This is a genomic window from Ramlibacter sp. P4_H7 (genome assembly GCF_056400765.1).
On the sequence record NZ_JBFUKP010000001.1, the window covers coordinates 285,675 to 308,324 of the forward strand.

Sequence of the window (22,650 nt, forward strand, 5' to 3'; positions counted from 1 at the left end):
CATGGGACTTCGCATCGGCGACGTCGAACTCGCGAGCCGTTTTTTCCAGGGAACCGCCGGCTATCCCTCGCCCCAGGTGCTGCAGGACGCGATCGCGGCGTCCGGCACCGAGGTCGTGACGGTGAGCCTGAAGCGCCAGCTGGCCGCGGCCGGCACGCCCAATGATTTCTACGGAATCATCCGAAAGGCGGGCGCGCGCATGCTGCCCAACACCGCGGGCTGCAAGACGGCCAAGGAAGCCGTGACGCTGGCCCACATGGCGCGCGAGCTGTTCGACACCCACTGGATCAAGCTGGAAGTGATCGGCGACGACCACACGCTGCAGCCCGATCCCTTCGAAACGGTGGAAGCGGCGCGCACGCTGGTGAAGGACGGCTTCGAGGTCTTCCCCTACTGCACCGACGACCTGGTGAGCTGCCGGCGCCTGCTCGATGCGGGCTGCCGCATCCTGATGCCCTGGGGCGCACCGATCGGCTCGGGCCAGGGCCTGCTGAACCCGACCGCGCTGCGCACGCTGCGCGCGCGCCTTCCGGATGCGCTGCTGGTGGTCGACGCCGGCATCGGTTCACCCAAGGATGCAGTGCAGGCGATGGAGCTCGGCTACGACGCGGTGCTGGTCAACACGGCGGTGTCGCACGCGCACGATCCGGTCAAGATGGCGCGCGCCTTCCGGCTCGCGGTCGAGGCGGGACGGCTGGGCTACGAAGCCGGCATCATGGCCAAACAGGACATGGCCGTGCCCAGCACGCCGGTGACGGGACAGCCCTTCGTGCTGTAAGTTCGGTGGCGATGAAGATCGCCACCTTCAACGTCAACGGGGTGAAGGGCCGGCTGCCTCGCCTGCTCGAGTGGCTGGAGGAAACCCGACCGGACGTCGCCTGCCTGCAGGAGATCAAGACCGGCGACGCGACCTTTCCGGCCCGGGCCATCGAGGACGCGGGCTACGGCGCCATCTGGCACGGCCAGCGCTCGCACCACGGCGTGGCGATCCTGGCGCGCGGCGCCGCGCCGGTGGAAGTGCGGCGCGGCCTGCCCGGCAACGACGGCGACGCCGCGTCGCGCTGGCTGGAAGCCGACATCCACGGCCTGCGCATCGTGTCGGTCTACCTGCCCAACGGCAATCCGGTGCCCAGCCCGAACTTCGACTACAAGCTGCGCTGGATGCAGCGGTTGCAGGCGCACGCGCAAACGCTGAGGGACTCCGGCCGCGACGTGATCCTGGCGGGCGACTTCAACGTGGTGCCGACCAATTTCGACATCTACAACGCCGGCAGCTGGCGCTTCGACGCCGTGCTGCAGCCGCAGACGCGCGAGCACTGGGCGCGCGTGATGGCGCAGGGATGGATCGACGCGACGCGCCAGCTGCATCCCGACGAGCGCGTCTACACCTTCTGGGTGAACGAGGCGGCATTCCGGCGCAATGCCGGCTTCCGCATGGACTTCCTGCTGCTGACGCCCTCGCTGCTGCCGCGGCTCGAAGCCACCGGCGTGGACGCGGAGCATCGCGGGCGCGAGAAGCCCAGCGACCACGCGCCGGCGTGGATCCGCCTGCGAGAAACAACGGTCGAGCGGAAAGTTCCCGCGGGAGGCAACGGGCTTTAGCGCCTCAGGGTTTTTCCGGGCATGCCGCCTGTGCGTCAGCGGGAGGATGCGCTCCCTATCGCAGCAGTCCAAGGAGGAGGGCATCATGACCCAGGCCGCCACCCCATCGCGCAACACCTCCGCGCGCAAGCGAAGAAGGCTGCTGACGGCCGCGCTGCTCGCCCTCGCCGGCGGCGTGTGCGCCACCAACTACAGCCTCTGGATCCACGGCCGCAATGGCGGCGGCGTGGTCGGCAACGATCTCGACTTCACCTACTGGGGACCCGACAGCGTCAACGCCGGGGTGAACAAGCGTTCGATCAACTGGGACGGCTACAACCGCATCTCGGTGAGCAACGGACGCATCCGCGACGCGCTGGATTGCTACTGCACAGGCAGCAATTGGTGCTACCTCGCGGCCCACAGCGCGGGCGACAACCAGATCGGCTATGCGCTGGCGCTCTACGGTGGCACGGTGCGAGAGATCAAGAATGCGTCGCCCAACTCGGCCGGGACCTGCTCCGGCAGCGGCGGCACGCAGACCGGCTGGAACATCAAGTGGGTGGGCGTGGCAGGCGGCTCCGGCGGCGGCACCGAGCTGGCGAACTACGGCGCCTGGGCCGTTTCCGATCCGCTCACCTCGGACCTGAAGACGACGACCGCGCGCGCCATGTACGACCACAACCAGACGCGCGCCAAGTGGTTCTACATGTATGCCGGCGCACGTGGCACGTCCTATTCCGCGTTGCTGCCGGGCCAGGACGACGAAGTGGTGGCCTACCATTCCGCGGGCGGAGTCGCCGGCAGCAGCGGTGGCAGCTACTGCAACCCGGCCGACTGGTTCTGCAACTACCTGTCGCTCGGCGCCGGGCCCAACGAGGGCGGCAGCACCAAGTGGAGCTACCACCACGTGAGCTTCCGCGACGACGGCGAGGCCTACGATCACCACACGCGCGGCAGCTGGGCCGGCGTGGTGTCGCGGCTGCGCGCGGACATGGAAGCGTACGCCCAGTAGCGCGCTCGCCAATCCGACGGCGAAAGACGCGCGATGCGCAAGCCTGGTTCCTGGCAGTCGCGCGTGGTTGCGGCGGCAGCGGTCCTCGCTGCCGGCATTGGCGGCTGGCACTGGCTGCTGTCGGATGCGGCCGAGCCGGCGCCGGCCGCGGCCGCACCCGCTGCTGCAGCACCGGCGCCCGCGTCGCAGGTCGCGGGCTCGGCCCCTGGCCCCTACAGTGCCGCCGGCCTGGTGGCACGCGAACAGCAACTGCGCCTGTGGTCCCAGCGCCAGGAACGCGCGGAGCAGGTCTACCGTGCCTACTACGAGGCGACCCGTTACCCGCCGACCGCGCGGCCGATCGCGGAGCATCCGGACCAGGTGCAGCCCTTCGCGCCCGTGCAGGAAGATCTGCCGATGCGCGATGCCGACGGCCGCCCGGTGCCCGGATTGCGCCTGCGCAGCACGCAGGACCGCGTGTTCGTCGCCAGCTCGGAATCCGTGCGCATGACGCTGCAGGCCTTCGACGGCAGCGGCACCGTGGTCCCGCTGCAGGTGCGCAGCGCCGCGGCCCAGACGCTGCCGGACGGCAAGGCCCTGGTGCAACTGGTGCGCGCCGACGTGCCCTTCACGGACGACGGCGCGGGCGCGGACGAGGTGGCGGGCGACGAGGTCCATTCCGGGCGGCTGACGCCGGCGACCCAGGGCTTCGCGGGCCAGGGCGGCAGCATCCGCGTGCGGGTCGACCTCCAGGCCAATGGGCAGGCCGGGACCGTGGGCTTCGACGTCATCTACGTGCCGGACGCTGCGGGCCGCTGGGCCGGCGTTCGCGAGGCGCTGGTGGATGGCGACCTGCACTTCTACCTGAAGGCGGAGGTGCCGGTGGCGGGCCGCTATGTGGCCAGTGCGCGCGTGCGCGATGCCAGCGGCGTTCCGTTCGCGCTGCTGCAGTTCAACGAGATGCTGCCAGCCGGGTCCGTGGAGTTCGACCTGGTGCTGCCCGGCCTGCTGGTGCACGACCGCCAGCCGGCTTTCCCGCTGCAGCTGGTCGACGTGGATGGGTTCCTGCTCAAGCCCGACGCCTTCCCCGACCGGGTGCCGCTGCCGCGCTTGCCGGGCGTGGTGCACCTCAGCCAGCGTTACGGTATCGATGCGTTTTCGTCGCGGCAGTGGCAGAGCGAGGAGCGAGACCGCTACCTGGCCGAATATGCGCGCGACGTGGTTCGCGCCGAAGGCGAGATCGCGCGGCTGCGGCGCTGATCAGGCCGCTGCAGCCGGCGCCGGCGGGGCTTCGCGTCCGGTCGCGTAGACCGCAACGACCTGTCCGCGCGTCCTTCAGCAGCGCGAAGCTGAAGTCCACGTAGAGCTTGCCGCCGCTCTTGTGGACGGCGCGCGTGCGCATCACGCGGCCACCGACGCGCAGTTCGCCGGTGGCGACGGCACGGGCGAATCCGGCGTCGTGCGCCGGCTTGAACCGCTCGGGCAGGATCAGGTCGAGACTGGCCCCAACGGCCTCCTCGCGCGAGTGGCCGAACAGCCGCGCCGCGGCGGCGTTCCAGCCGCGGATGACGCCGCCGGTGTCGGCGACGACAAGGGCTTCGGGCAGGCCTTCGAGCAGGCCACGCAACAGGTCGGGATCATCGAACAGGCGCATCGCCGCAGTCTCGCACAGGCCGCGTGGCGGCCCTTGGGGCGACCGCGTCCGACACACGCCGGGCAGGGTCTGCTCTAGCATCGGCGGCAGGCAAGGCACAACGCCCAGAAAGAACGCGCATGGAAGACGAGATCGCGGCCCTCCGCAGGGAGGTGCAGCACCTGATCGCGATGCACACGGCATCGTACGTGACGATCACCTCGCTGATCGCCACGCACCCGAATCCCGAGCACTTCCAGCTGCACTTGATCACGGCGCTGGAAAGCGTGCTGGGATCGGAGCGGCTCGCGAAGTGGACGGAGGAGCAGAAGCAGATCGTGCGCCGCGTGGTGGAGACTTTCCAGAACGTCCGGCCGGCGCCACCGATCGACCCGCTGAAGGCCGCGATGGGCGATCGCGATCCGCGGCAGCACTGAGGACGCAATGAAGAAGGGACCGCGCCGCGGTCCCTTTGCGCGAGCGGCGCGCGTCAGCTGGCTAGAAAAAGGGATTGCAGGTCCGTAAGAAAGTCGAAGCCGCGCTCCGTCGGTTGCACGCGCACCAGGTCGCGCCGCACCAGCCCCTTCGCTTGCGCCTCCTGCAGCGGCTTCTCGATCGCGGACAGCGGCAGGCCGGTACGGTCGCTGAAGTCCTGCAACAAGAAGCCGTCCTTCAGGCGCAGGGCATTGAGCATGAACTCGAACGGCAGCTCGCTGCGGGGAACCTCTTCGTCCTGCGCGATCGCGTTGCCGGCCAGCGCGTGCTCCATGTAGAGCTTGGGTTCGCGGTTGCGCACCTGGCGCATCACGCGGTGCGGGAAGCTGATCTTGCTGTGCGCGCCGGCGCCGATGCCCAGGTAGTCGCCGAAGCTCCAGTAGTTGAAGTTGTGCCAGCAGCGATGGCCCGGCTTCGCATAGGCCGAGACCTCGTAGCGTTCCAGGCCGGTGGCCACCGTCATCTCCGTGATGCGGTCCAGCATGGCGTACGCCAGGTCCTCCGGTGGCGTGACCGGCGGGAACTTGGCGAAGTAGGTGTTGGGTTCGATCGTCAGGTGGTAGATCGACAGGTGCGGCGGCATCAGCGCCAGCGCCTGCGTCACGTCCGCCTCCAGCTGTTCCAGCGTCTGTCCCGGCAGCGCGTACATCAGGTCGAGGTTGAAGGTTTCGAAGTTCGCCGCCGCCTCTTCCACCGCGGCGATCGCCTGCCGGCTGTCATGGACGCGGCCGAGCGCTTTCAGGTGCGCGTCGCTGAAGCTCTGCACGCCGACCGACAGGCGCGTGACGCCGGCCTGGCGGAAGGCCTTGAAGCGGTCCTTCTCGAAGGTGCCCGGGTTGGCTTCCAGCGTGATTTCGGCGTCCGCCGCCAGCTTCACGCGAGCGCGCACGTCCGACAGCAGCCGGTCGATGCCCTCCGGCGAGAACAGGCTGGGCGTGCCGCCGCCGATGAAGACGCTGTGCACTTCGCGTCCCCAGATCAGGGGCAGTGCGGCTTCGAGGTCGGCGCGCAGCGCGTCGAGGTACCGTACTTCAGGCAGCGCCGACGCCTGCCATCCGGCGCCGGGCCGCCCGCCACCGGAGGCCACCCGTTGCAGCACCGATTCCGCCGGCGGCTGGGGCGCCAGTTCGTGCGAATTGAAGTCGCAGTACGGGCACTTCTTCAGGCACCACGGCAGGTGCACGTACAGCGACAAGGGCGGCAGCGCCGGCAGTTGCAGCGTTCCGGGCCGCAGGTAGCGCTGGATCTCGTTCACAGCCAGCGCTCCCGGATCAGCTGCACCATCTGCCGGGCCGCCTGGCCGCGGTGGCTGTGGGCGTTCTTCACCTCCGACGGCAGCTCGGCGAAGGTCTTGCCGAAGGCCGGGATGAACATCACCGGATCGAAGCCGAAGCCCTGGCTGCCCTGCGGCGCCCGTGCGATCTCGCCGACCGCACGGCCGACCGCGATCAGGGGTTCGGGATCGTTCGGGCTGCGCACCGCCACCAGGGTGCTTACCAGGGCGGCGCGGCGATCCTCGATATCACGCATCTGCTCCAGCAGGGCCTTCACGTTGTGGTCGTCGCCCTTGGGATAGCCGAACTGCGTCGCGTAGAACGCGGTGTCCACGCCCGGCAGCCCATCGAAGGCATCGACGCAAAGGCCGGCGTCGTCGGCGATCGCCGGCAGCCCGGTGTGCTGGGCCGCATTGCGCGCCTTGGCCAGCGCGTTCTCCACGAAGGTGCGGTGCGGCTCCTCCGCTTCCGGCACGCCGAGCTCGCCCTGGCGCACCAGCGCGATGCCCAGCGGCGCGAACATGGCCTGCAGCTCGGCGAGCTTGCCCTTGTTGTTGGACGCCAGGACGATCCGGTCGATCACGCCTGCAGCGCCTTCTCTTGCAGGGCGACCAGTTCCGCGATGCCTTTTTCGGCCAGGCGCAGCAGCTCGTCCATTTCCTTGCGGGTGAAAGCCACGCCCTCGGCGGTGCCCTGCACCTCCACGTAGTGGCCGGCGCCGGTCATCACCACGTTCATGTCGGTGTCGCAGGCGACGTCCTCGACGTACTCCAGGTCGAGCAATTCGGTGCCCTCGACGATGCCCACCGAGATGGCGGCGACATGGCTGGTGATGGGCGATTCCCGCAGCTTGCCGTCGCGCAGCAGCTTGGCCACGGCATCCTGCGCCGCGACGAACGCGCCGGTGATGGCGGCGGTGCGGGTGCCGCCATCGGCCTGCAGGACGTCGCAGTCCAGGGTGATGGTGCGCTCGCCGAGCTTCTTCAGGTCGAACACGGCGCGCAGGCTGCGGCCGATCAACCGCTGGATCTCCTGGGTGCGGCCGCTCTGCTTGCCGCGCGCGGCCTCGCGGTCGCCGCGCGTGTGGGTGGCGCGCGGCAGCATGCCGTATTCGGCGGTCACCCAGCCCTCGCCGCTGCCGCGCTTGTGCGGCGGCACTTTTTCCTCGACGGAGGCGGTGCACAGCACGCGGGTGTCGCCGAACTCGATGAGCACGGAGCCCTCGGCATGCACGGTGAAGCCGCGGGTGATGCGCACGGGACGCAGCTGGTCGGCGGCACGCTGGCCGCTTCGGATGAATGAGGTCATGGGGGAATGATAGGCAAGCCGGCCAGGCCGGCGTGGATCCCGGGTCGAGCCCGGGACGGCAGGGAATCCGGGAAGCTTAAGCCTTCTTGGCGGCGGAGCGCCGGATGGCTTCGTTGATCTCGGCGATGGAGCGCTCGATGGCGGCATCGTCGAGGTCGTCCACCAGGGTGTCCAGCACGCCGGCCTGGATGGTGGAGGCGAACACGCCGTCGGAGATGCTGTCGGTGGAGATGCCGCGGGTGGACTCGAAGGTGTCCGGCGTCTCCCATTCCATCGCGATCACGGTCACGTTGTCGGAGTGCTCGCCGCCATTGCGCAGCGCACTTTCGACCAGGTCCGGCACCGCTTCGGCGACCGGCTTGGAGGCCATCTCGCGCACGATGTCCTCGTCGCCCAGGCTGCCCCACAGGCCGTCGGAGCACAGCAGGATCTTGTCGCCCTGCTGCAGCTGGATCGGTCCGGTGACGTCGAACACCGGCTTGGTGGGCGAGCCCAGGCAGGTGAACAGGATGTTGCGGTTGATCCGGTCCATCCGGATCACGCCCGCGTTCTGCTGCTCCAGGTAGGAATGGTCGCGGGTGCGCGTGAGCATCTCGTTGCCGCGCACGACGTACAGCCGCGAGTCGCCGCAGTGCACCCAGGTCGCGTGCGTGCCCTGCACGATGGCCGCCACCAGCGTGGTACGGGGCGTGTCCAGCATGCCCTTCTCGCTTGCGTAGCGGATGATCTGGTGGTGCGCCGCCATCAGGGAGACCGAGAGGAACTCGGTCACGTCCTTGACGATGGGGCGCGCTTCCTTCTGGTACAGCGCGGAGATGGTCTGCAGCGCCAGCTGCGCGGCGACTTCGCCTTCCGGATGGCCGCCCATGCCGTCCGCCAGCAGGAACAGGCCGGACTCGCGGGTGTAGCAATAGCCCATCCGGTCTTCGTTCTTCTCGCGACCGCCCTTGCGGCTGATCTGGAAGACGGAGAACTTCAAGTCAGCCTCCGCCGAGCCGCGTCAAGGAGGCTGAAGCCCCCTCGGGGGGCAGCGACCGCACGCAGTGCCGGAGCGTGGGGCCTCATTTCGCCTTGGCTCCGAAGCCGGTCTTCTTCATGCTCTTCTTGGTGTCGCTCACCATGTTGTCGAACTGCAGGCGCATCTTCTCGCCCACCGACAGCTTGGTGTAGCGGCGTTCACCTTCGCGGCTCAGCTCCTTCTGGAGCGCGAACACCGATTGCGGACGGGACAGCGGATCGAGCGACATGCACCATTCGACCACCTCGATCAGGTTGTCGGAGTACACCCCGCGCAGGCGGGAGAGCGCGAGCGACAGGCGGTCCTTCTCCAGTCGCTGCGGCGCATCGTTGGGAGGGTAGCCCTGCATGCAGGCATAGATGCAGGCGCCGATGGCATAGATGTCGGTCCAGGGCCCCATGGAGGAGTCGCGCCGGTACATCTCGGGTGCGGCGAATCCCGGCGTGTACATGGGGCGGATGAAGTTGCCCTCCTTGGACAGCACTTCGCGGGCGGCGCCGAAATCGATCATCACGGCGCGGTTGTCGTCGGTGATGAAGATGTTGGCCGGCTTGATGTCCAGGTGCAGCATCTTGTGCTGGTGCACGATGCGCAGGCCGCGCAGGATCTCGTCGAACAGCGAGCGGATGGTCGACTCGCGGAACACCTTCTGCTTCTTGAGTTCGCGCGCGGTGATGATGAAGTCCTGCAGGGTCGCGCCCTCCAGGTAGTTCATCACCATGTAGACGGTCTCGTTCTCGCGGAAGAAATTCAGCACGCTCACCACGGAGCTGTGCGAGATCTGGGCGAGCGAGCGGCCTTCCTCGAAGAAGCTTTTCAGGCCGAGGCGGTACAGGGACAGCTTTTCGGGCGCGACCTGCGGCAGCAGTTCACCCGGGGGGCGCGTGGCGAGCGACGAGGGCAGGTATTCCTTGATGGCGACCTGCTGGCCCTCGTTGTCGACCGCGAGATAGACGACGCCAAAGCCCCCGGAGGACAGCTTGCGCACCACACGGTAGCCACCGATCACGGTATCCGGCGGTAAGGGGGCCGGTTTGAGCTTTGACATAATTCGAAGATAGTGGGGCGCTGACGCGCCCTTCGCGCTCTCGCACTTCCCGCAACGACTTCAAACACTCCTCTGCATGCCAGTCTACAGCATGACCGGTTACGCCTCGGCACAACTGAGCCCTGGAAACGTGCCCACCGGCCACGAAGGCGGCAAGTCCGCAACACCCATGCGGCTCGGGCTCGAAATCCGGTCCGTCAACAGCCGGTTTCTTGACCTGTCCTTCCGGCTCGGGGAGGAACTGCGCTCCCATGAACCCGCGCTGCGCGAGCTGATTGCCTCGCGCATCAAGCGCGGCAAGGTGGAAGTGCGGGCCGGCGTGGAAGGCGCCGCGGGCGAGGCCGCGCGCGAGCCGACGATGGCCACGCTGCAGCGCCTCGCGGCGGTGCAGGACACGGTGAAGACCTGGATGCCCACGGCGGCCGCGCTCTCCGTGGCGGAGGTCCTGCGCCTGTCCTCGGCCGAAGGCGACAGTTCGGTGGACTGGGGCGACTCGCTGCAGGAGCTGGCGGCCAAGGTGCTCGCCGACCTGGTCTCCGCCCGCGAGCGGGAAGGCGCGCGCCTGGCCAAGATGCTGCTCGGGCACCTGGCGCAGTTGCGCGCGCTGGCCGACCAGGCCAAGCCGATGGTGCCCCAGCTGGTGGAGCAGCAGCGCCAGCGTTTCCTGGACCGGTGGAAGGAAGCCATGGCGCTGGGCGAAGGCGGCGCGACCCCGGAGGCGGCCCAGGACCGGGCGCTGACCGAGGCCACGGCGTTTGCCATCCGCATCGACGTGGCCGAGGAACTCACGCGGCTGGCCGCGCACGTCGACGAGATCGAACGCCTGATCAAGAAGGGCGGGGAGATCGGCAAGCGCCTGGACTTCCTGATCCAGGAACTGCACCGCGAGGCGAACACGCTGGGGTCCAAGTCCGCGGCGCTGGAGCTGACCAAGATCTCCGTCGACATGAAGGTCCTGATCGAGCAGATGCGCGAACAGGTCCAGAACCTGGAGTGAGCCAGGGGCCCGCGCTTGCCGGCGTGCCCTTCGGCAACGGACCGCGAAGGGCTTGAGCCCCCGGGGACGACCCGTCGCAGGCCGCGGCTTCATTACAATCCGGCATGGATTACCCCGGCAACCTCTTTGTCGTCGCCGCCCCCAGCGGCGCCGGCAAGTCCAGCCTGGTGAAGGCCTTGCTGGAGCTCGATTCCCACGTCCAGCCTTCCGTTTCGCACACCACCCGCCAGCCCCGCGGCCAGGAAAAGCACGGGCGCGAATACTTCTTCGTCTCCGAAAGCGAGTTCGACCAGATGGTGCTGGCCGACGTTTTCGTGGAATGGGCCCACGTGCACGGCCGGCGCTACGGCACCTCCAAGAAGGCGATCGAGGACCGCATCCTGCACGGCGCCGACGTGATCCTGGAGATCGACTGGCAAGGCGCGCTGCAGATCAAGCGCATCTTCACCAATGCCGTCCTGATCTTCATCCTGCCCCCCAGCTGGGAGGAACTGCGCTCGCGGCTGGAGCGGCGCGGCGAGGACGCGCCCGAAGTGATCGAAACCCGACTGCAGAATGCGGCTTCCGAACTGACCCAGGCGAAGGAATTCGACTTCGTTATAATCAACGAGTTATTTGAGCGCGCGCTTTTTGACCTCAAAGCGATCGTGCACTCCCAGCGCCTGAAGTACGTGTCCCAGCGCCGCGCCCGCGCCGACACCTTCCAGGCGCTCGGCATCTAAGCCCCCGCACCGGAGAGTTCCATGGCCCGTATCACCGTCGAAGACTGCCTCGCAAAGATCCCCAACCGCTTCCAGCTGGTGCTCGCCGCGACCTACCGCGCCCGCATGCTGAGCCAGGGCCACGCCCCCAAGATCGAGAGCAAGAACAAGCCGGGCGTCACCGCCCTGCGCGAGATCGCCGAAGGCAAGATCGGCCTGGAGATGCTCAAGAAAGTCCCGGGCTGAAGCTCGGCCGACGCTGAAAAAACGCTCCCGATGGGAGCGTTTTTCATTGGCTGCGTCCCTCGCGGGTGGGCGCGCGCTACATTAAGGGCATGAGCGCGGTGCTCCCACCGATTTCGGGCAGCGGCAAACGGCCCAGCAGCCCGATCCTCCCCTCCCCTGCCGCGGCCAACGCCGCAGCGGCCAGCTTTGCCGCGCTGACCGCCCGCCTCGACTATCTCGACCCGGCCGAAGTGGACCTCGTCCGCAAGGCCTACCGATTCGCCGACGAGTCGCACCTGGGGCAGATGCGCGCAAGCGGCGAGCCTTACATCACCCACCCGATCGCCGTGGCGGCGCAATGCGCCGAGTGGAAGCTCGACGCCCAGGCCCTGATGGCCGCCTTGCTGCACGATGCGATCGAGGATTGCGGCGTCACCAAGCCCCAGCTGATCGAGCGCTTCGGCGCGCCGGTGGCCGAACTGGTCGACGGACTCACCAAGCTCGACAAGCTGCAGTTCAATACGCGTGAGGAGAACCAGGCCGAGAGCTTCCGCAAGATGCTGCTGGCCATGGCGCGCGACGTGCGCGTGATCCTGGTGAAGCTGGCCGACCGCTCGCACAACATGCGGACGCTGGAAGACGTGCCGCGCGAGAAGTGGAACCGCATCGCCGGCGAGACGCTGGACATCTATGCGCCGATCGCCCACCGGCTGGGCCTGAACACCACCTACCGCGAACTGCAGGAGCTGTCGTTCCGCTACCTGCGGCCCTGGCGCCACGCGGTCCTGTCCAAGGCGGTGTCGCGCGCCCGCAGCCGCCGCCGCGACCTGATCCAGAAGGTGCAGCGCGACGTGGAGAACGCGTTCGACAGCGCCGGCATCCAGGTGCGCATCGCCGGGCGCGAGAAGACCCTGTACTCCATCTACCGCAAGATGGACGAGAAACACCTGTCGTTCGCGCAGGTCACGGACATCTATGGCTTCCGCGTGATCGTGCCCTCGGTCACCGAGTGCTACACCTCGCTGGGCATCCTGCACCAGCTGTACAAGCCGGTCCCGGGCAAGTTCAAGGACCACATTGCGATCCCGAAGATCAACGGCTACCAGTCGCTGCACACCACGCTGGTCGGGCCGTCCGGGGTGAACGTGGAGTTCCAGTTGCGCACCGAGGCCATGCACCTGGTCGCCGAATCGGGCGTCGCCGCGCACTGGCTGTACAAGGCGGCCGGTCCGCAGGAAGAGAGCACGGAACGCCTGGGCACCAAGTGGCTGCAGTCCCTGCTGGACATCCAGAACGAGACGCGCGACGCGGCGGAGTTCTGGGACCACGTCAAGATCGACCTGTTCCCGGACGCCGTCTACGTGTTCACGCCCAAGAGCCAGATCCTGGCGCTGCCCCGGGGCGCGACCGTGGTCGACTTCGCCTACGCCATCCACTCGGACGTGGGCGACCACACGGTGGCCGCGCGCATCAACGGCGCCCAGGTGCCGCTGCGCACGGAACTGAAGAACGGCGACGTGGTGGAAGTGGTCACGGCGCCGGTGTCCACGCCCAATCCGGCCTGGCTCGGCTTCGTTCGCACCGGCCGCGCGCGCTCGAAGATCCGTCACCATTTGAAGACCCTGGCCCATGCCGAGTCGCAGCAGCTGGGTGAAAAGCTGCTGGCGCAGGCCCTGCGCGCGGAAGGCATGGACAAGCTGCCGCCCGAGGAAGGTGCGTACCAGCAGCTGTGGGAAAAGCTGCTGCGCTTCACCGGCAACCGCAGCCGCTCCGAACTGCTGACGGACCTGGGCCTGGGCCGGCGCATCGCCGGCATCGTCGCCAAGCGCCTGATGACCCTGCTGGCCGAACAGGGCGAGAAGCCGGACGCCCTGCTGATCAGCCGCGAGCGCTTCACCGCGCACGAGAACGTGTCGCAGGGCGGCCTGACCCTGGACGGCAGCGAGAACGCTTCCGTGCAGTTCGCCACCTGCTGCCGGCCCGTGCCGGGCGATGCCATCCTGGGCTACCTGGGGCGCGGCGAGGGCCTGGTCGTGCACACCGCCGATTGCAGCGTGGCCAAGCGGCTGCAGCACAAGGATGCCGAGCGTTTCATCGGCGTGGAGTGGGCGGACGAGCCGGTGCGGTCCTTCGAGACCGGGGTGCTGGTCACGGTCGCCAATGGCAAGGGCGCGCTGGCGCGGGTGGCTGCGGCGCTGGCCAACGGCGAGGCCGACATCACGCACGTGGACATGGACGACGAACGCGCGCAGGATGCAACCGACCTGCGCTTCGTCGTTTCGGTGCGGGACCGCGCGCACCTCGAATCGGTGCTGCGCAACCTCAAGCGCACCCCCAGCGTGATGAGCGCGGTGCGGATCCGGCCCGGCAGCTAGGCCGTCGCGGGCGCCGGGTAGTCCACCTTCAGGATCTCGATGTCCTTGGGGCCGGCCGGCGTCACCAGCTTCACGACGTCCCCTTCCCGCGCTTTCAGCAGTGCCCGTGCGATCGGCGAAATCCAGCTCACCTGCCCCTGCGCGCTGTCTGCTTCGTCGATGCCGAGGATGGTGACCGTGCGTTCCACGCCGGTGTCCTCCTCCGCGTAGGTCACGGTGGCGCCGAAGAACACCTGGTCATGCCCGTGGTGCAGCGTCGGATCGGTGACCTCGGCGATCTCCAGCCGCTTGGTCAGGAAGCGGATGCGGCGGTCGATCTCGCGCAGCCGCTTCTTGCCATAGAGGTAGTCGCCGTTCTCGGAGCGGTCGCCGTTGCTGGCGGCCCAGTGCACCACTTCCACCACCTTGGGACGCTCGTCGTCGATCAGTTGCAGCAGTTCCGCGCGCAGGCGGCCATAGCCTTGCGGGGTGATGTAGTTCTTGCCGCCGGCCGGAAGCGGAGGCAGGCCGGCACCGCCGTCCTCGTCGTCCTCGGTGTCGGTTTCGCGGGTGAACGCCTTGCTCATGCGAGCAAGCATAGCGACTGGAAGCGGCGCCGTGCAGCGCCGCCGTCCTACAGGGACAAGGGTGGCCCGCCCTACCGTCGAGGCGGGTCGCACGCCGCACGATGGCCTCACCTCGAGGAAGCCGCATGCGCACCCCATCCGCCGCCCTGCCCCTGATCAACCCGACCGCCGAAGAGGCCTACTGGCGCGATGCCTTCCGGCGCGAGCCGTACTACCGCAGCGAGTTCACCTACGAGGACTACGGCCCGGCGTACCGGGTCGGCTACACCGGTCCCGTGCGCCGCAACGGCGAGTTCGAGCAGTTGGAAAGCGACCTCAAGGACGACTTCAATCGGGTGCGCGGTCGGTCCCGCCTGCGGTGGGAAGAGGCGCGGGAAGCGGCCCGCGCCGCGTGGCACCGCGCAAGCCGGAACGAACATCCGCACTGAGCACTGGATCACCGTTTATTCCGGCATTTCCCCCCTCTTTGGGGGAGACCGGCGCAGGCGCGCTGCCTAGAATGGGCCGCACCATGGGTTCGCGCCAGGCTGTCCAAGTGAACGCATTCGACCGGGCCGATCCGGCCTCGCCACGGAATCTCACCCCCCTGGTGGGGCGGCCCCTCGTGGCCTTGCTCCCCTTCATTCCATGCGGGCGCGATCCCGCGCTGCGCATGCTCGGCAACGACATCGCGGACCGGCTGCGGAACCGGCTGGCCGCCGACCCCGCCATCGGCGCCATCCTGATCAGTTCGGAATTCCTGTCCAATGCGCCGCCCCATGCGGTCGAGCTGATCTGTCGCGAACTGCGCGTGGGCCACCTGATCTCCGGCAAGTGCCACGCCACGGGCAACGAGCCGTCGCTGTACGTCGAACTGACGGACACCCGCGACTGGCACGTTCGCTGGGCCGAGTTCTACCGCTTCGGTGCCGGCGCCATGCTGGCGGAAGACGGCCAGGCCGTCGCCGCGCTGGTACGGCAACTGCGCGACGCGCTGGCCGAACGACCCTGGCGCTGAGGCTGGCGCCTCCGGGCGCTGTGCGGCGGCGGCGTCCTGTGGCAAGCGTAGCCCCTGTCCGACGCCAGGCAGTTCGGGACCCGGTCCACACTGCGGCGGTGCAGATCTGTCCTGGCCTTTCCCTGTGGACCGATGTCGCGCCGGCCAGCGCATGCGCGTGCGCGCACGCGCCGCTGGCCTGCCTGCGGCGGACATGAAGGAAGCCGAAACGCTCGCTGCGACGCCGATCGACCCGCGGGAGGCGGCCGAGTCCGCGGGCCTGGTCTACGTGAGCGACGAGGATCGCGGCCTGCGCCGCGAGCGTGCCGGTGACGACTTCCGCTACTACAAGCCGTCGGGCGACCCCCTCGAAGACGCGGCCACGCTGGAGCGCGTGCGCAAGCTGGCGATCCCGCCGGCCTGGAGCGACGTGTGGATCTGCCCCAAGGCCAATGGCCACCTGCAAGCCACGGGTCGCGATGCGCGGGGGCGCAAGCAGTACCGCTACCACCCGCAGTTCCGAGAGGTGCGCGACAGCACGAAGTACGAGCACATGCTGGAGTTCGCGCGCGCGCTGCCCGCGATCCGGGAGCGCCTGGCCGGGCACATGACGCTGCGCGGGCTGCCGCGCGAGAAGGTGCTGGCCACGGTGGTGCACCTGCTGGAGACCACGCTGATCCGCGTGGGCAACGACGATTACGCCAGGGCCAACAAGAGCTACGGACTCACCACCCTGCGCAACCCGCACGTGAAGGTGGAAGGATCGGAGCTGCGCTTCCAGTTCAAGGGCAAGAGCGGCAAGCAGTGGCGCCTGCAGGTGAAGGACCGGCGCATCGCCAAGATCATCCGCGCCTGCCAGGACCTGCCCGGCCAGCGCCTGTTCCAGTACCGGGACGAGGCCGGCGAGGTGCGCGAGGTGACCTCCGCCGACGTCAATGCCTACCTGAAGGAGATCACGGGCCGTGACATCACCGCCAAGGACTTCCGGACCTGGGCAGGCACCGTCATGGCGGCGATGGCGTTGCGCGAATTCGAGGAGTTCGACACCAAGGCGACGCAGAAGAAGAACCTCAAGGCCGCCATCGAACGCGTCGCCTCGCGCCTCGGCAACACGCCCACCATCTGCCGCAAGTGCTACATCCACCCCGAGGTGCTTAGCGCCTACGCGGAAGGACCGCTGCTGCTGCAGATGAAGGAGAGCGTGGAAGACGCGCTGCGCGACGACCTCGCGCAGCTGAAGCCGGAGGAGGCCGCCGTGCTGGCGTTGCTGGAGGCCCGGCTGAAGAGGACGCTGGCGGATGCGCTGACGGACAGCCTGGCCGCGGTGAAGCGCAAGGAGAAGGGCCGCCGCAAGGCTTGAGGCGTGGCCCCCGGATTCCCGGGCTTGACACCGCGGCCGGCGCGGGCGCAACGTGCGTGCCGTGTCGGGAAAGGAGCGCAGCATGCCTTCATCCGGTTCTGCCCTGCTCGCGCGCTGGCTGCGCGTCTTGCTCATCGGTGCCAGCCTGCTCGCCGGCTCCGCCTTCGCGCAATACCCGAACAAACCGATCCGCCTGGTGGTGCCGTTCCCGCCGGGGGGCAGCGCGGACGTGGTCGCCCGCTCGGTGGCGCAGGCGCTGGGCCAGGGCCTGGGGCAACCGGTGGTGGTGGAGAACAAGGGTGGCGCCGACGGGATGATCGCCGGGGAAGCGGTGATGGCGGCGCCCCCGGATGGCTACACCCTGCTGCTGGCCACCAACACGGCCTTCAATGCCGCGCCCGTCCTGCACAAGGTCGTTCCCTACAACCCGGTCGCCGACTTCACGCCGGTGGGCAAGGTCGGCAATTTCGGCTTCTTCGTGTTCGTGAACGACGCGACGCCGGCGCGCACGCTCGCCCAGCTGCTGGACTACGCCCGGGCGAACCCCGGCAAGCTCGCCTACGGGTCGGGCAACAGCACCAGCATCGTCGCCACCGCCCGGCTCGCGCAGCAGGCCAAGGTGGAACTGGTGCACGTGCCCTACAAGGGCGACGCGCCGCTGGCGCTGGACCTGCTGGCCGGGCGGGTGCAGATGGCGATCGCCACCGGCACGCTGCTGCCGCACGTCAAGGAGGGCAAGCTGCGCGTGCTGGCGACCCTGCTGCCCGAGCGCGCCGCACTGGTGCCCGAGGTGCCGACGCTGCCGGAAGCGGGGGCCGCTGCCATTCCGATGACACCGTGGGCAGGGATCTTCGGACCGGCCCGCATGCCCAGGGAAGTCGTGGACCGCCTGGCCCGCGCGCTGGTGCGCGCGCTGGCGCAGCCGGAGGTGCGCGACCAGCTGGAACGGGTCGCCTTCCAGCCGCAGTCCTCTTCGCCGGACGAGCTGGCGCAGCTGCTGCGCGAGCAGCTGGAGATCTGGGCCAGGGCGGCGAAGGAGGCGGGGCTCAACCCGCAGTAGCCGCTAGTAGGCCGCGCCAGGCCGCGCGACGGCCGGGCCGCGCTCGAATTCCGCCGCCAGCTTGCGCGCGGAGTTGGCGTACAGCAGCACGTCCACCCCGGTCGCGACGAAGGTGGCGCCCAGCTCCAGGTAGCGGCGCGCCAACGCGTGATCGGAGGTGAGGATGCCGGCGGACTTGCCGCACTGGACGATGCGGGTGATTGCGTCCTCGATGGCGCGCTGCACTTCCGGGTGCCCCGGCTTGCCGCGGTGGCCGAGCGAGGCCGACAGGTCGGCGGGCCCGATGAAGACACCGTCGACGCCATCCACCGCGCAGATCGCCTCCAGGTTCTGCAGCGACGTGACGGTCTCCGCCTGCACCAGCAGGCAGACCTCGTCGTCGGCGACGTCGAGGTAGTCGCCGCGCTGGCTCCAGCGCGAGGCGCGGCCCACCGCGCTGCCGACGCCCCGGATGCCACCGGGCGGATAGCGTGTGGCCGAGACCAGCCGGCGTGCCTGCTCCGGCGTATCCACCATCGGGATCAGCAGGTTCTGCGCGCCGATGTCCAGCAACTGCTTGACCAACGCGACCTCGCCGGCCACCGCGCGCACCACCGGCTGCGAGCGGTACGGGGCGATCGCCTGCAGTGCCGACAACGTGCTGCGCAGGTCGTTGGGCGCGTGCTCGCCATCCACCAGCAGCCAGTCGAAGCCGGCGGTAGCACTGACCTCGGCCAGGTAGGGATCCGCCATGGACAGCCACAGGCCCACCTGGGGCTGCCTTGCCGCGAGCGCCTTCTTGAACGGATTGCCGGGATTCAACGCAGGCCTCCTTGGCACAGGTATTTCACATGCAGGTAATCGTCCAGGCCCTGGCGCGAACCTTCGCGGCCATAGCCCGATTCCTTGACACCGCCGAAAGGCGCGGCCTCCGCCGCCAGCGCACCTTCGTTGATGCCGACGATGCCGGTCTCCAGCCGCTCGGCCACGCGCCAGATGCGCGCCGCGTCGCGCGTGTAGAAGTACGCGGCCAGCCCGAAGGGCGTGTCGTTGGCCAGGCGCAGCGCTTCCTCCTCGCTCGCGAAACGGAACACCGGCACCACCGGGCCGAAGGTCTCCTCCTGCGCGAGCTCCATCGCGGGCGTCGCGCCCACCAGCACCGTCGGCGCGTAGTAGTGGCCGGCGCCGATGCCGGCGACGGGGTAGCCGCCGGTGACGAGCTTCGCGCCCCTGGCGATGGCGTCCTTCACATGGCGGTCGATCTTCTCGACGGCGCGGGCGTTGATCATGGGGCCGATCTGCGACGCGGGATCGGTGGCAGGCCCCACGCGCAGCGCGCCGACGCGCGCGGCCAGCTTGTCCACGAATGCGGCATGCACTTTCTCGTGCACGAACACCCGGTTGGGGCAGACGCAGGTCTGGCCGCCGTTGCGGAACTTGGAGACCATCAGGCCTTCGACCGCCGCATCCAGCTCCGCGTCCTCGAACACGAGGAAGGGCGCGTTGCCGCCCAGCTCCAGCGACAGCTTCTTGAGCGTGTCCGCCGAGGCGCGCGCCAGGTGCTTGCCCACCGGGGTCGAGCCGGTGAAGGTGATCTTGCGCACGCGCGCATCGGCCAGCCAGACGTCGACGACCTCGGGCGTGCGCTCGCGCGAAGCGCTCACGATGTTGATGGTGCCGGCGGGAAAGCCCGCCTCTTCCGCCAGCGCCACCAGCGCCAGGGCCGTGAGCGGCGTGTCTTCCGCAGGCTTGGCGACCACGGTGCAGCCGGCGGCCAGCGCGGGCGCCAGCTTGCGCGCGATCATCGCCAGCGGAAAGTTCCACGGCGTGATGGCCGCGACCACGCCGACCGGCTCCTTCACCGCCATCAGCTTCTTGCCGCGCACGGGCTCGGGGATCAGGTCGCCATGCGTGCGCGTCGCTTCCTCCGCGAACCACTCGACGTACGAGGCGCCGTACAGCACCTCGCCCCGCGCCTCGGCCAGCGGCTTGCCCTGCTCCGCGGAAATGATCTTCGCCAGGTCCTCCTGGTGCGCGACGATCAGGTCGTTCCATTTCTTCAGCAGCTGCGCACGCTCGCGGCCGGTGCGTTCGCGCCAGGCCGGAAAGGCGGCGTGCGCGGCCTCGAGCGCCGCGCGCGCATCGGCGGCACCGCTGTCAGGGACATGGGCGAGGGTTTCCAGCGTCGCGGGATCGGCGACGGGGAACTCCCGTGCGTCCTGCGCGGCAAGCCATCGGCCGCCGATGAAGTTTCGGGTGAAGAGGGTCATGGGCTGGTTTGGCTTGGCTTGGCTGGCATCAACTCACGATGCCCAGGTGCCAGGGGACGAATTCGTTGTCGCCCAGTCCCAGCACTTCGCTCTTGGTCTGCTCGCCCGAGGCGTGGCGCAGGATGGCGTCGAAGATGCGCTGACCCATTCCGTCCACGTCCACCTCGCCGTCGAGGATGGCGCCGCAGTTGATGTCCATGTCGTTCTCCAGCTTGTGGAACATGGGACTGTTGGTCGCCAGCTTGATCGTCGGCGCGGGCTTGGAGCCGAACATCGAACCGCGGCCGGTGGTGAAGCAGATCAGGTTGGCGCCGCTCGCGATCTGTCCGGTGACCGCCACCGGGTCGTAGCCGGGCGAGTCCATGAACACGAAGCCGTTCTGCTCGATGGGCTCGGCGTATTCGTACACCGCCTGCAGCGGCGTGGTGCCGCCCTTCATGGCCGAGCCCAGCGACTTCTCGAAGATGTTCGCCAGTCCGCCGGCCTGGTTGCCGGGGCCCACCACGCCATTGAACTGCCCGTTGTGGCCGCGCGTGTACTGCTCCCACCAGGCCAGGCGGTCCAGCAGCTTCTGGCCGACTTCCGGAGTGACGGCGCGCCGCGTGAGCATGTACTCGACGCCATGGATCTCCGGCGTCTCCGACAGGATGGCGGTGCCGCCGTGCCGCACCAGCAGGTCCATGGCCGCGCCCAGCGCGGGATTGGCCGTGATGCCGGAGAAGCCATCGGAGCCGCCGCACTCCAGGCCGATCTTGATGTGGCTTGCGCTCACCCGCTGGCGGCGGCAGGCGTTGGCGATGGGCAGCATGGCTTCCACCGCGCGGATGCCCGCCTCGATGGTTTCCTGCGTGCCGCCCACTTCCTGCATCACCATCGTGCGCAGCAGGCGGCCCTGCTGCAGGCCCTGGGAGCCCACCAGGTCGGCGACCTGGTTGCGCTCGCAACCCAGACCGACGATCAGCACGCCCGCCATGTTCGGATGGCGCGCATAGCCGGCCAGCGTGCGGCGCAGCAGGTCGAAGTGAGGGCTGGGCGAGGACATGCCGCAGCCGGTGGTCTGCGGAAAGGCCGCGACGCCGTCGACGTTCGGATAGTCCTTCAGCCGATCGGGCGTGAAATGTGCGGCGATGCGGCTGATCACGGTCGCCGAGCAGTTCACCGAGGAGAGCAGGCCGATGAAGTTGCGCGTGCCGACGCGGCCGTCCTCGCGCACGTAGCCCATGAAGGTGGCGCGTTCGGCTTCCGGGACATAGTCCACCGGCTTCACGTCGAGGCCGAAGCCCGGATCGCGGTCGAAGTCCACCAGCTTGAGGTTGTGCGAATGCACGTAGTCCCCGGCCTCGATGGTGCGCGCCGCGACGCCGATCACGGCGTTGTACTTGCGCACGGGCTCGCCTTCGGCGATGCGGCGCGCGGCGATCTTGTGCCCCGCGGGCACCTGCGCGCGCACCTTCACGTCGAACTCCGGCAGCGCCTGGCCCAGCGCCAACGGCACCTTGGCCACCAGCACGTTGTCGTCGGCGTGCAGCCGGATCAGGGGACTCGTGTTCATGAACCCTCCCCCAGGCTTGCCCGCACAGCGGGCTGCGCATCCCCCCTCCGCAAGCGGAGGGGGCGAGCGCCTTCGGGCGGCCGTGCGGCGCTCATCGCTCAACCCTTTTCCAGCAGTTCCTTGAGCTTGAGCCGCTGGATCAGCTGCGTCTCGCGCTCGTACACCTGCGCCACGTACTTCTTGTAGTCGGGGCCATCGAGGTACATCAGCGGCGCGTCGATCCTGGCGGCCACCGCCTTGAATTCGTCGCTGTTGACGGCGAAGCGGAAGGCTTCGCGCAGCTTCTTCTCCACGTCGGCCGGCAGGCCGGCAGGGGCGCCGATGCCGTTGGGCGCATCGACCACCACCTTGAAGCCCAGCTCCTTGAGCGTGGGCGTGTCCTTGAAGCGCGGCGTGCGCTCCTCGCCCCAGGTCGCCAGCAGGCGCAGCTTGCCCGCTTCCACGTGCGGCGCCCACGAGCTGGAGTCGGCCAGCATGTCCACCTGCCCGCCCAGCGTGTCGTTCAGCGCGGCGGCGCCGCCCTTGTAGGCAATGGCGTTGAGCTGGATGCCCGCGGCCAGGGCGAACTCTTCCATGCCCACGTGCGTGGCGCCGCCGACGCCGGCGTGCGCGTAGGTCACCTTGCCCGGGTTGGCCTTGGCGTAGGCCACCATGTCCTTGAGCGACTTGAAAGTGGAGTCCGGCCGCACCGCGATGCCGAAGGTCTGGCCCGAAGTGCGGGCCAGGTAAGTGAAGTCCTTGCGCGGGTCCGCCTGCAACGTGCCCAGCTGGGAAAAGCGGGTCACCGAGATCGGGATCTGGCCGATGGTGTAGCCGTCCGGCTTGGCCGCGGCGATCGCCTTCGCGCCGATCATGCCGGCGGCACCGGCGCGGTTGTCCACCGTGACGGGCTGCTTCAGCACGCGCCCGGCCACCGTGCAGATCGCGCGCATCGAGGCGTCGGCGGTGCCGCCGGCCGGCCACGGGCAGATGAAGCTGATGGGGCGGGAAGGAAATTCGTCGGCGCGCGCCCAGGCAGGCAGCAGCAGGCCGGCGGCACCGGCGGCGGAGCCCAGCAGCACGCTGCGGCGGCGGGCCTGGAAGGAAACGGTCATTGTCGTCCTCGTGGAATCGGTGGATGAAGGCGGGTCCTTCTGCGTGAGGACCTCAGGAGGGCGATGTTCCCGCCAAGGCGCATAACCGTCCAATCGATTTCCGGAATCGCTTCATGAGCCGGTGGTTATCATTCACTCTGAAAA

General features: G+C 68.8%; 23 protein-coding genes. 12 read left to right on the forward strand and 11 right to left on the reverse strand.

Annotated features, from left to right (window positions below; translation table 11 throughout):
- The first annotated feature begins 1 nt into the window (after position 1).
- The 3 genes from AC1DSA_RS01435 (at position 2) to AC1DSA_RS01445 (ending at position 2,596) form a co-directional block, all read left to right on the forward strand.
- Positions 2–778, forward strand: coding sequence for a thiazole synthase (locus AC1DSA_RS01435; protein ID WP_477885308.1), 777 nt, complete (start codon positions 2–4; stop codon positions 776–778).
- Positions 779–789: 11 nt separating this feature from the next.
- Positions 790–1,602: an exodeoxyribonuclease III gene (gene xth / locus AC1DSA_RS01440; RefSeq protein ID WP_477885310.1), complete on the forward strand. Its 813-nt coding sequence runs from the start codon at positions 790–792 to the stop codon at positions 1,600–1,602.
- An 85-nt stretch (positions 1,603–1,687) separates the two neighbouring features.
- On the forward strand, positions 1,688–2,596 hold the full coding sequence (locus tag AC1DSA_RS01445) for a hypothetical protein (protein WP_477885311.1): 909 nt from the start codon (positions 1,688–1,690) through the stop codon (positions 2,594–2,596).
- A gap of 1,108 nt (positions 2,597–3,704) precedes the next feature.
- Here the strand turns inward: AC1DSA_RS01445 and AC1DSA_RS01450 are convergent.
- The gene (locus AC1DSA_RS01450) at positions 3,705–4,229 is read right to left on the reverse strand and encodes a PAS domain S-box protein (protein WP_477885313.1); all 525 of its coding nucleotides are present in this window, start codon (positions 4,227–4,229) and stop codon (positions 3,705–3,707) included.
- A gap of 119 nt (positions 4,230–4,348) precedes the next feature.
- Here AC1DSA_RS01450 and AC1DSA_RS01455 point away from each other — a divergent pair, with 119 nt between their 5' ends.
- Positions 4,349–4,645 carry a hypothetical protein gene (locus tag AC1DSA_RS01455; RefSeq protein WP_477885315.1) on the forward strand — a complete coding sequence of 99 codons (297 nt, stop codon included), beginning with the start codon at positions 4,349–4,351 and terminating at the stop codon, positions 4,643–4,645.
- Positions 4,646–4,698: 53 nt separating this feature from the next.
- Here the strand turns inward: AC1DSA_RS01455 and hemW are convergent, their stop codons facing one another.
- From hemW to AC1DSA_RS01480, 5 genes are all read right to left on the reverse strand, one after another.
- Entirely contained in the window at positions 4,699–5,958 is a 1,260-nt protein-coding gene (gene hemW / locus AC1DSA_RS01460; protein WP_477885317.1) for a radical SAM family heme chaperone HemW, read from the reverse strand.
- Positions 5,955–6,500: a non-canonical purine NTP pyrophosphatase gene (locus tag AC1DSA_RS01465; RefSeq protein ID WP_477885952.1), complete on the reverse strand. Its 546-nt coding sequence runs from the start codon at positions 6,498–6,500 to the stop codon at positions 5,955–5,957. The genes hemW and AC1DSA_RS01465 overlap by 4 nt, the downstream gene beginning before the upstream one ends.
- Before the next feature lie 56 nt (positions 6,501–6,556).
- Positions 6,557–7,285 carry a ribonuclease PH gene (gene rph / locus AC1DSA_RS01470; protein ID WP_477885319.1) on the reverse strand — a complete coding sequence of 243 codons (729 nt, stop codon included), beginning with the start codon at positions 7,283–7,285 and terminating at the stop codon, positions 6,557–6,559.
- 76 nt (positions 7,286–7,361) lie between these two features.
- Positions 7,362–8,264 (reverse strand): PP2C family protein-serine/threonine phosphatase, encoded by a 903-nt coding sequence (locus tag AC1DSA_RS01475; RefSeq protein ID WP_477885321.1) that lies wholly within the window; start codon positions 8,262–8,264, stop codon positions 7,362–7,364.
- A gap of 82 nt (positions 8,265–8,346) precedes the next feature.
- Positions 8,347–9,351: a serine/threonine protein kinase gene (locus tag AC1DSA_RS01480; RefSeq protein ID WP_477885323.1), complete on the reverse strand. Its 1,005-nt coding sequence runs from the start codon at positions 9,349–9,351 to the stop codon at positions 8,347–8,349.
- Between the two features lie 76 nt (positions 9,352–9,427).
- On the opposite strand from AC1DSA_RS01480, the gene AC1DSA_RS01485 reads away from it, so the two are divergent.
- The 4 genes from AC1DSA_RS01485 (at position 9,428) to AC1DSA_RS01500 (ending at position 13,649) form a co-directional block, all read left to right on the forward strand.
- Positions 9,428–10,348 (forward strand): YicC/YloC family endoribonuclease, encoded by a 921-nt coding sequence (locus tag AC1DSA_RS01485; protein WP_477885325.1) that lies wholly within the window; start codon positions 9,428–9,430, stop codon positions 10,346–10,348.
- A gap of 104 nt (positions 10,349–10,452) precedes the next feature.
- Positions 10,453–11,070, forward strand: coding sequence for a guanylate kinase (gene gmk / locus AC1DSA_RS01490; protein ID WP_477885327.1), 618 nt, complete (start codon positions 10,453–10,455; stop codon positions 11,068–11,070).
- A 21-nt stretch (positions 11,071–11,091) separates the two neighbouring features.
- Positions 11,092–11,295, forward strand: a complete 204-nt coding sequence (rpoZ, locus tag AC1DSA_RS01495; protein WP_193675122.1) for a DNA-directed RNA polymerase subunit omega — start codon at positions 11,092–11,094, stop codon at positions 11,293–11,295.
- A gap of 89 nt (positions 11,296–11,384) precedes the next feature.
- Complete coding sequence (locus AC1DSA_RS01500; protein WP_477885330.1) at positions 11,385–13,649, forward strand: RelA/SpoT family protein; 2,265 nt, start codon at positions 11,385–11,387, stop codon at positions 13,647–13,649.
- Here AC1DSA_RS01500 and greB read toward each other — a convergent pair.
- The gene (greB, locus tag AC1DSA_RS01505) at positions 13,646–14,215 is read right to left on the reverse strand and encodes a transcription elongation factor GreB (protein WP_477885332.1); all 570 of its coding nucleotides are present in this window, start codon (positions 14,213–14,215) and stop codon (positions 13,646–13,648) included. The two genes, AC1DSA_RS01500 and greB, sit on opposite strands and share 4 nt — an antisense overlap.
- Positions 14,216–14,340: 125 nt before the next feature.
- On the opposite strand from greB, the gene AC1DSA_RS01510 reads away from it, so the two are divergent.
- The 4 genes from AC1DSA_RS01510 (at position 14,341) to AC1DSA_RS01525 (ending at position 17,611) form a co-directional block, all read left to right on the forward strand.
- The gene (locus tag AC1DSA_RS01510; protein WP_477885334.1) at positions 14,341–14,643 is read left to right on the forward strand and encodes a hypothetical protein; all 303 of its coding nucleotides are present in this window, start codon (positions 14,341–14,343) and stop codon (positions 14,641–14,643) included.
- 107 nt (positions 14,644–14,750) lie between these two features.
- Positions 14,751–15,212, forward strand: coding sequence for a hypothetical protein (locus tag AC1DSA_RS01515; RefSeq protein WP_477885336.1), 462 nt, complete (start codon positions 14,751–14,753; stop codon positions 15,210–15,212).
- Between the two features lie 193 nt (positions 15,213–15,405).
- Positions 15,406–16,551: a DNA topoisomerase IB gene (locus AC1DSA_RS01520; protein WP_477885338.1), complete on the forward strand. Its 1,146-nt coding sequence runs from the start codon at positions 15,406–15,408 to the stop codon at positions 16,549–16,551.
- A gap of 82 nt (positions 16,552–16,633) precedes the next feature.
- Positions 16,634–17,611: a Bug family tripartite tricarboxylate transporter substrate binding protein gene (locus AC1DSA_RS01525; protein ID WP_477885339.1), complete on the forward strand. Its 978-nt coding sequence runs from the start codon at positions 16,634–16,636 to the stop codon at positions 17,609–17,611.
- A gap of 3 nt (positions 17,612–17,614) precedes the next feature.
- Here the strand turns inward: AC1DSA_RS01525 and hpaI are convergent, their stop codons facing one another.
- The 4 genes from hpaI to AC1DSA_RS01545 form a co-directional block, all read right to left on the reverse strand.
- Entirely contained in the window at positions 17,615–18,412 is a 798-nt protein-coding gene (hpaI, locus tag AC1DSA_RS01530; protein WP_477885341.1) for a 4-hydroxy-2-oxoheptanedioate aldolase, read from the reverse strand.
- Positions 18,409–19,860, reverse strand: a complete 1,452-nt coding sequence (locus tag AC1DSA_RS01535) for an NAD-dependent succinate-semialdehyde dehydrogenase (RefSeq protein WP_477885343.1) — start codon at positions 19,858–19,860, stop codon at positions 18,409–18,411. Before AC1DSA_RS01535 ends, hpaI begins: the two co-directional genes overlap by 4 nt.
- A 28-nt stretch (positions 19,861–19,888) precedes the next feature.
- Positions 19,889–21,412, reverse strand: a complete 1,524-nt coding sequence (locus tag AC1DSA_RS01540) for a UxaA family hydrolase (RefSeq protein WP_477885345.1) — start codon at positions 21,410–21,412, stop codon at positions 19,889–19,891.
- Between the two features lie 98 nt (positions 21,413–21,510).
- Positions 21,511–22,506, reverse strand: coding sequence for a Bug family tripartite tricarboxylate transporter substrate binding protein (locus AC1DSA_RS01545; protein WP_477885347.1), 996 nt, complete (start codon positions 22,504–22,506; stop codon positions 21,511–21,513).
- Between the last annotated feature and the right edge of the window lie 144 nt (positions 22,507–22,650).

Excerpts from the sequence above, each read along its gene's own strand:
- AC1DSA_RS01435 (WP_477885308.1), top strand. The coding sequence starts at position 2 with ATGGGACTTCGCATCGGCGACGTCGAACTCGCGAGCCGTTTTTTCCAG.
- xth (WP_477885310.1), top strand. The coding sequence starts at position 790 with ATGAAGATCGCCACCTTCAACGTCAACGGGGTGAAGGGCCGGCTGCCT.
- AC1DSA_RS01445 (WP_477885311.1), top strand. The coding sequence starts at position 1,688 with ATGACCCAGGCCGCCACCCCATCGCGCAACACCTCCGCGCGCAAGCGA.
- AC1DSA_RS01450 (WP_477885313.1), bottom strand. The coding sequence starts at position 4,229 with ATGCGCCTGTTCGATGATCCCGACCTGTTGCGTGGCCTGCTCGAAGGC.
- AC1DSA_RS01455 (WP_477885315.1), top strand. The coding sequence starts at position 4,349 with ATGGAAGACGAGATCGCGGCCCTCCGCAGGGAGGTGCAGCACCTGATC.
- AC1DSA_RS01465 (WP_477885952.1), bottom strand. The coding sequence starts at position 6,500 with ATGTTCGCGCCGCTGGGCATCGCGCTGGTGCGCCAGGGCGAGCTCGGC.
- rph (WP_477885319.1), bottom strand. The coding sequence starts at position 7,285 with ATGACCTCATTCATCCGAAGCGGCCAGCGTGCCGCCGACCAGCTGCGT.
- AC1DSA_RS01480 (WP_477885323.1), bottom strand. The coding sequence starts at position 9,351 with ATGTCAAAGCTCAAACCGGCCCCCTTACCGCCGGATACCGTGATCGGT.
- AC1DSA_RS01485 (WP_477885325.1), top strand. The coding sequence starts at position 9,428 with ATGCCAGTCTACAGCATGACCGGTTACGCCTCGGCACAACTGAGCCCT.
- gmk (WP_477885327.1), top strand. The coding sequence starts at position 10,453 with ATGGATTACCCCGGCAACCTCTTTGTCGTCGCCGCCCCCAGCGGCGCC.
- rpoZ (WP_193675122.1), top strand. The coding sequence starts at position 11,092 with ATGGCCCGTATCACCGTCGAAGACTGCCTCGCAAAGATCCCCAACCGC.
- AC1DSA_RS01500 (WP_477885330.1), top strand. The coding sequence starts at position 11,385 with ATGAGCGCGGTGCTCCCACCGATTTCGGGCAGCGGCAAACGGCCCAGC.
- greB (WP_477885332.1), bottom strand. The coding sequence starts at position 14,215 with ATGAGCAAGGCGTTCACCCGCGAAACCGACACCGAGGACGACGAGGAC.
- AC1DSA_RS01510 (WP_477885334.1), top strand. The coding sequence starts at position 14,341 with ATGCGCACCCCATCCGCCGCCCTGCCCCTGATCAACCCGACCGCCGAA.
- AC1DSA_RS01520 (WP_477885338.1), top strand. The coding sequence starts at position 15,406 with ATGAAGGAAGCCGAAACGCTCGCTGCGACGCCGATCGACCCGCGGGAG.
- AC1DSA_RS01525 (WP_477885339.1), top strand. The coding sequence starts at position 16,634 with ATGCCTTCATCCGGTTCTGCCCTGCTCGCGCGCTGGCTGCGCGTCTTG.
- AC1DSA_RS01535 (WP_477885343.1), bottom strand. The coding sequence starts at position 19,860 with ATGACCCTCTTCACCCGAAACTTCATCGGCGGCCGATGGCTTGCCGCG.
- AC1DSA_RS01540 (WP_477885345.1), bottom strand. The coding sequence starts at position 21,412 with ATGAACACGAGTCCCCTGATCCGGCTGCACGCCGACGACAACGTGCTG.
- AC1DSA_RS01545 (WP_477885347.1), bottom strand. The coding sequence starts at position 22,506 with ATGACCGTTTCCTTCCAGGCCCGCCGCCGCAGCGTGCTGCTGGGCTCC.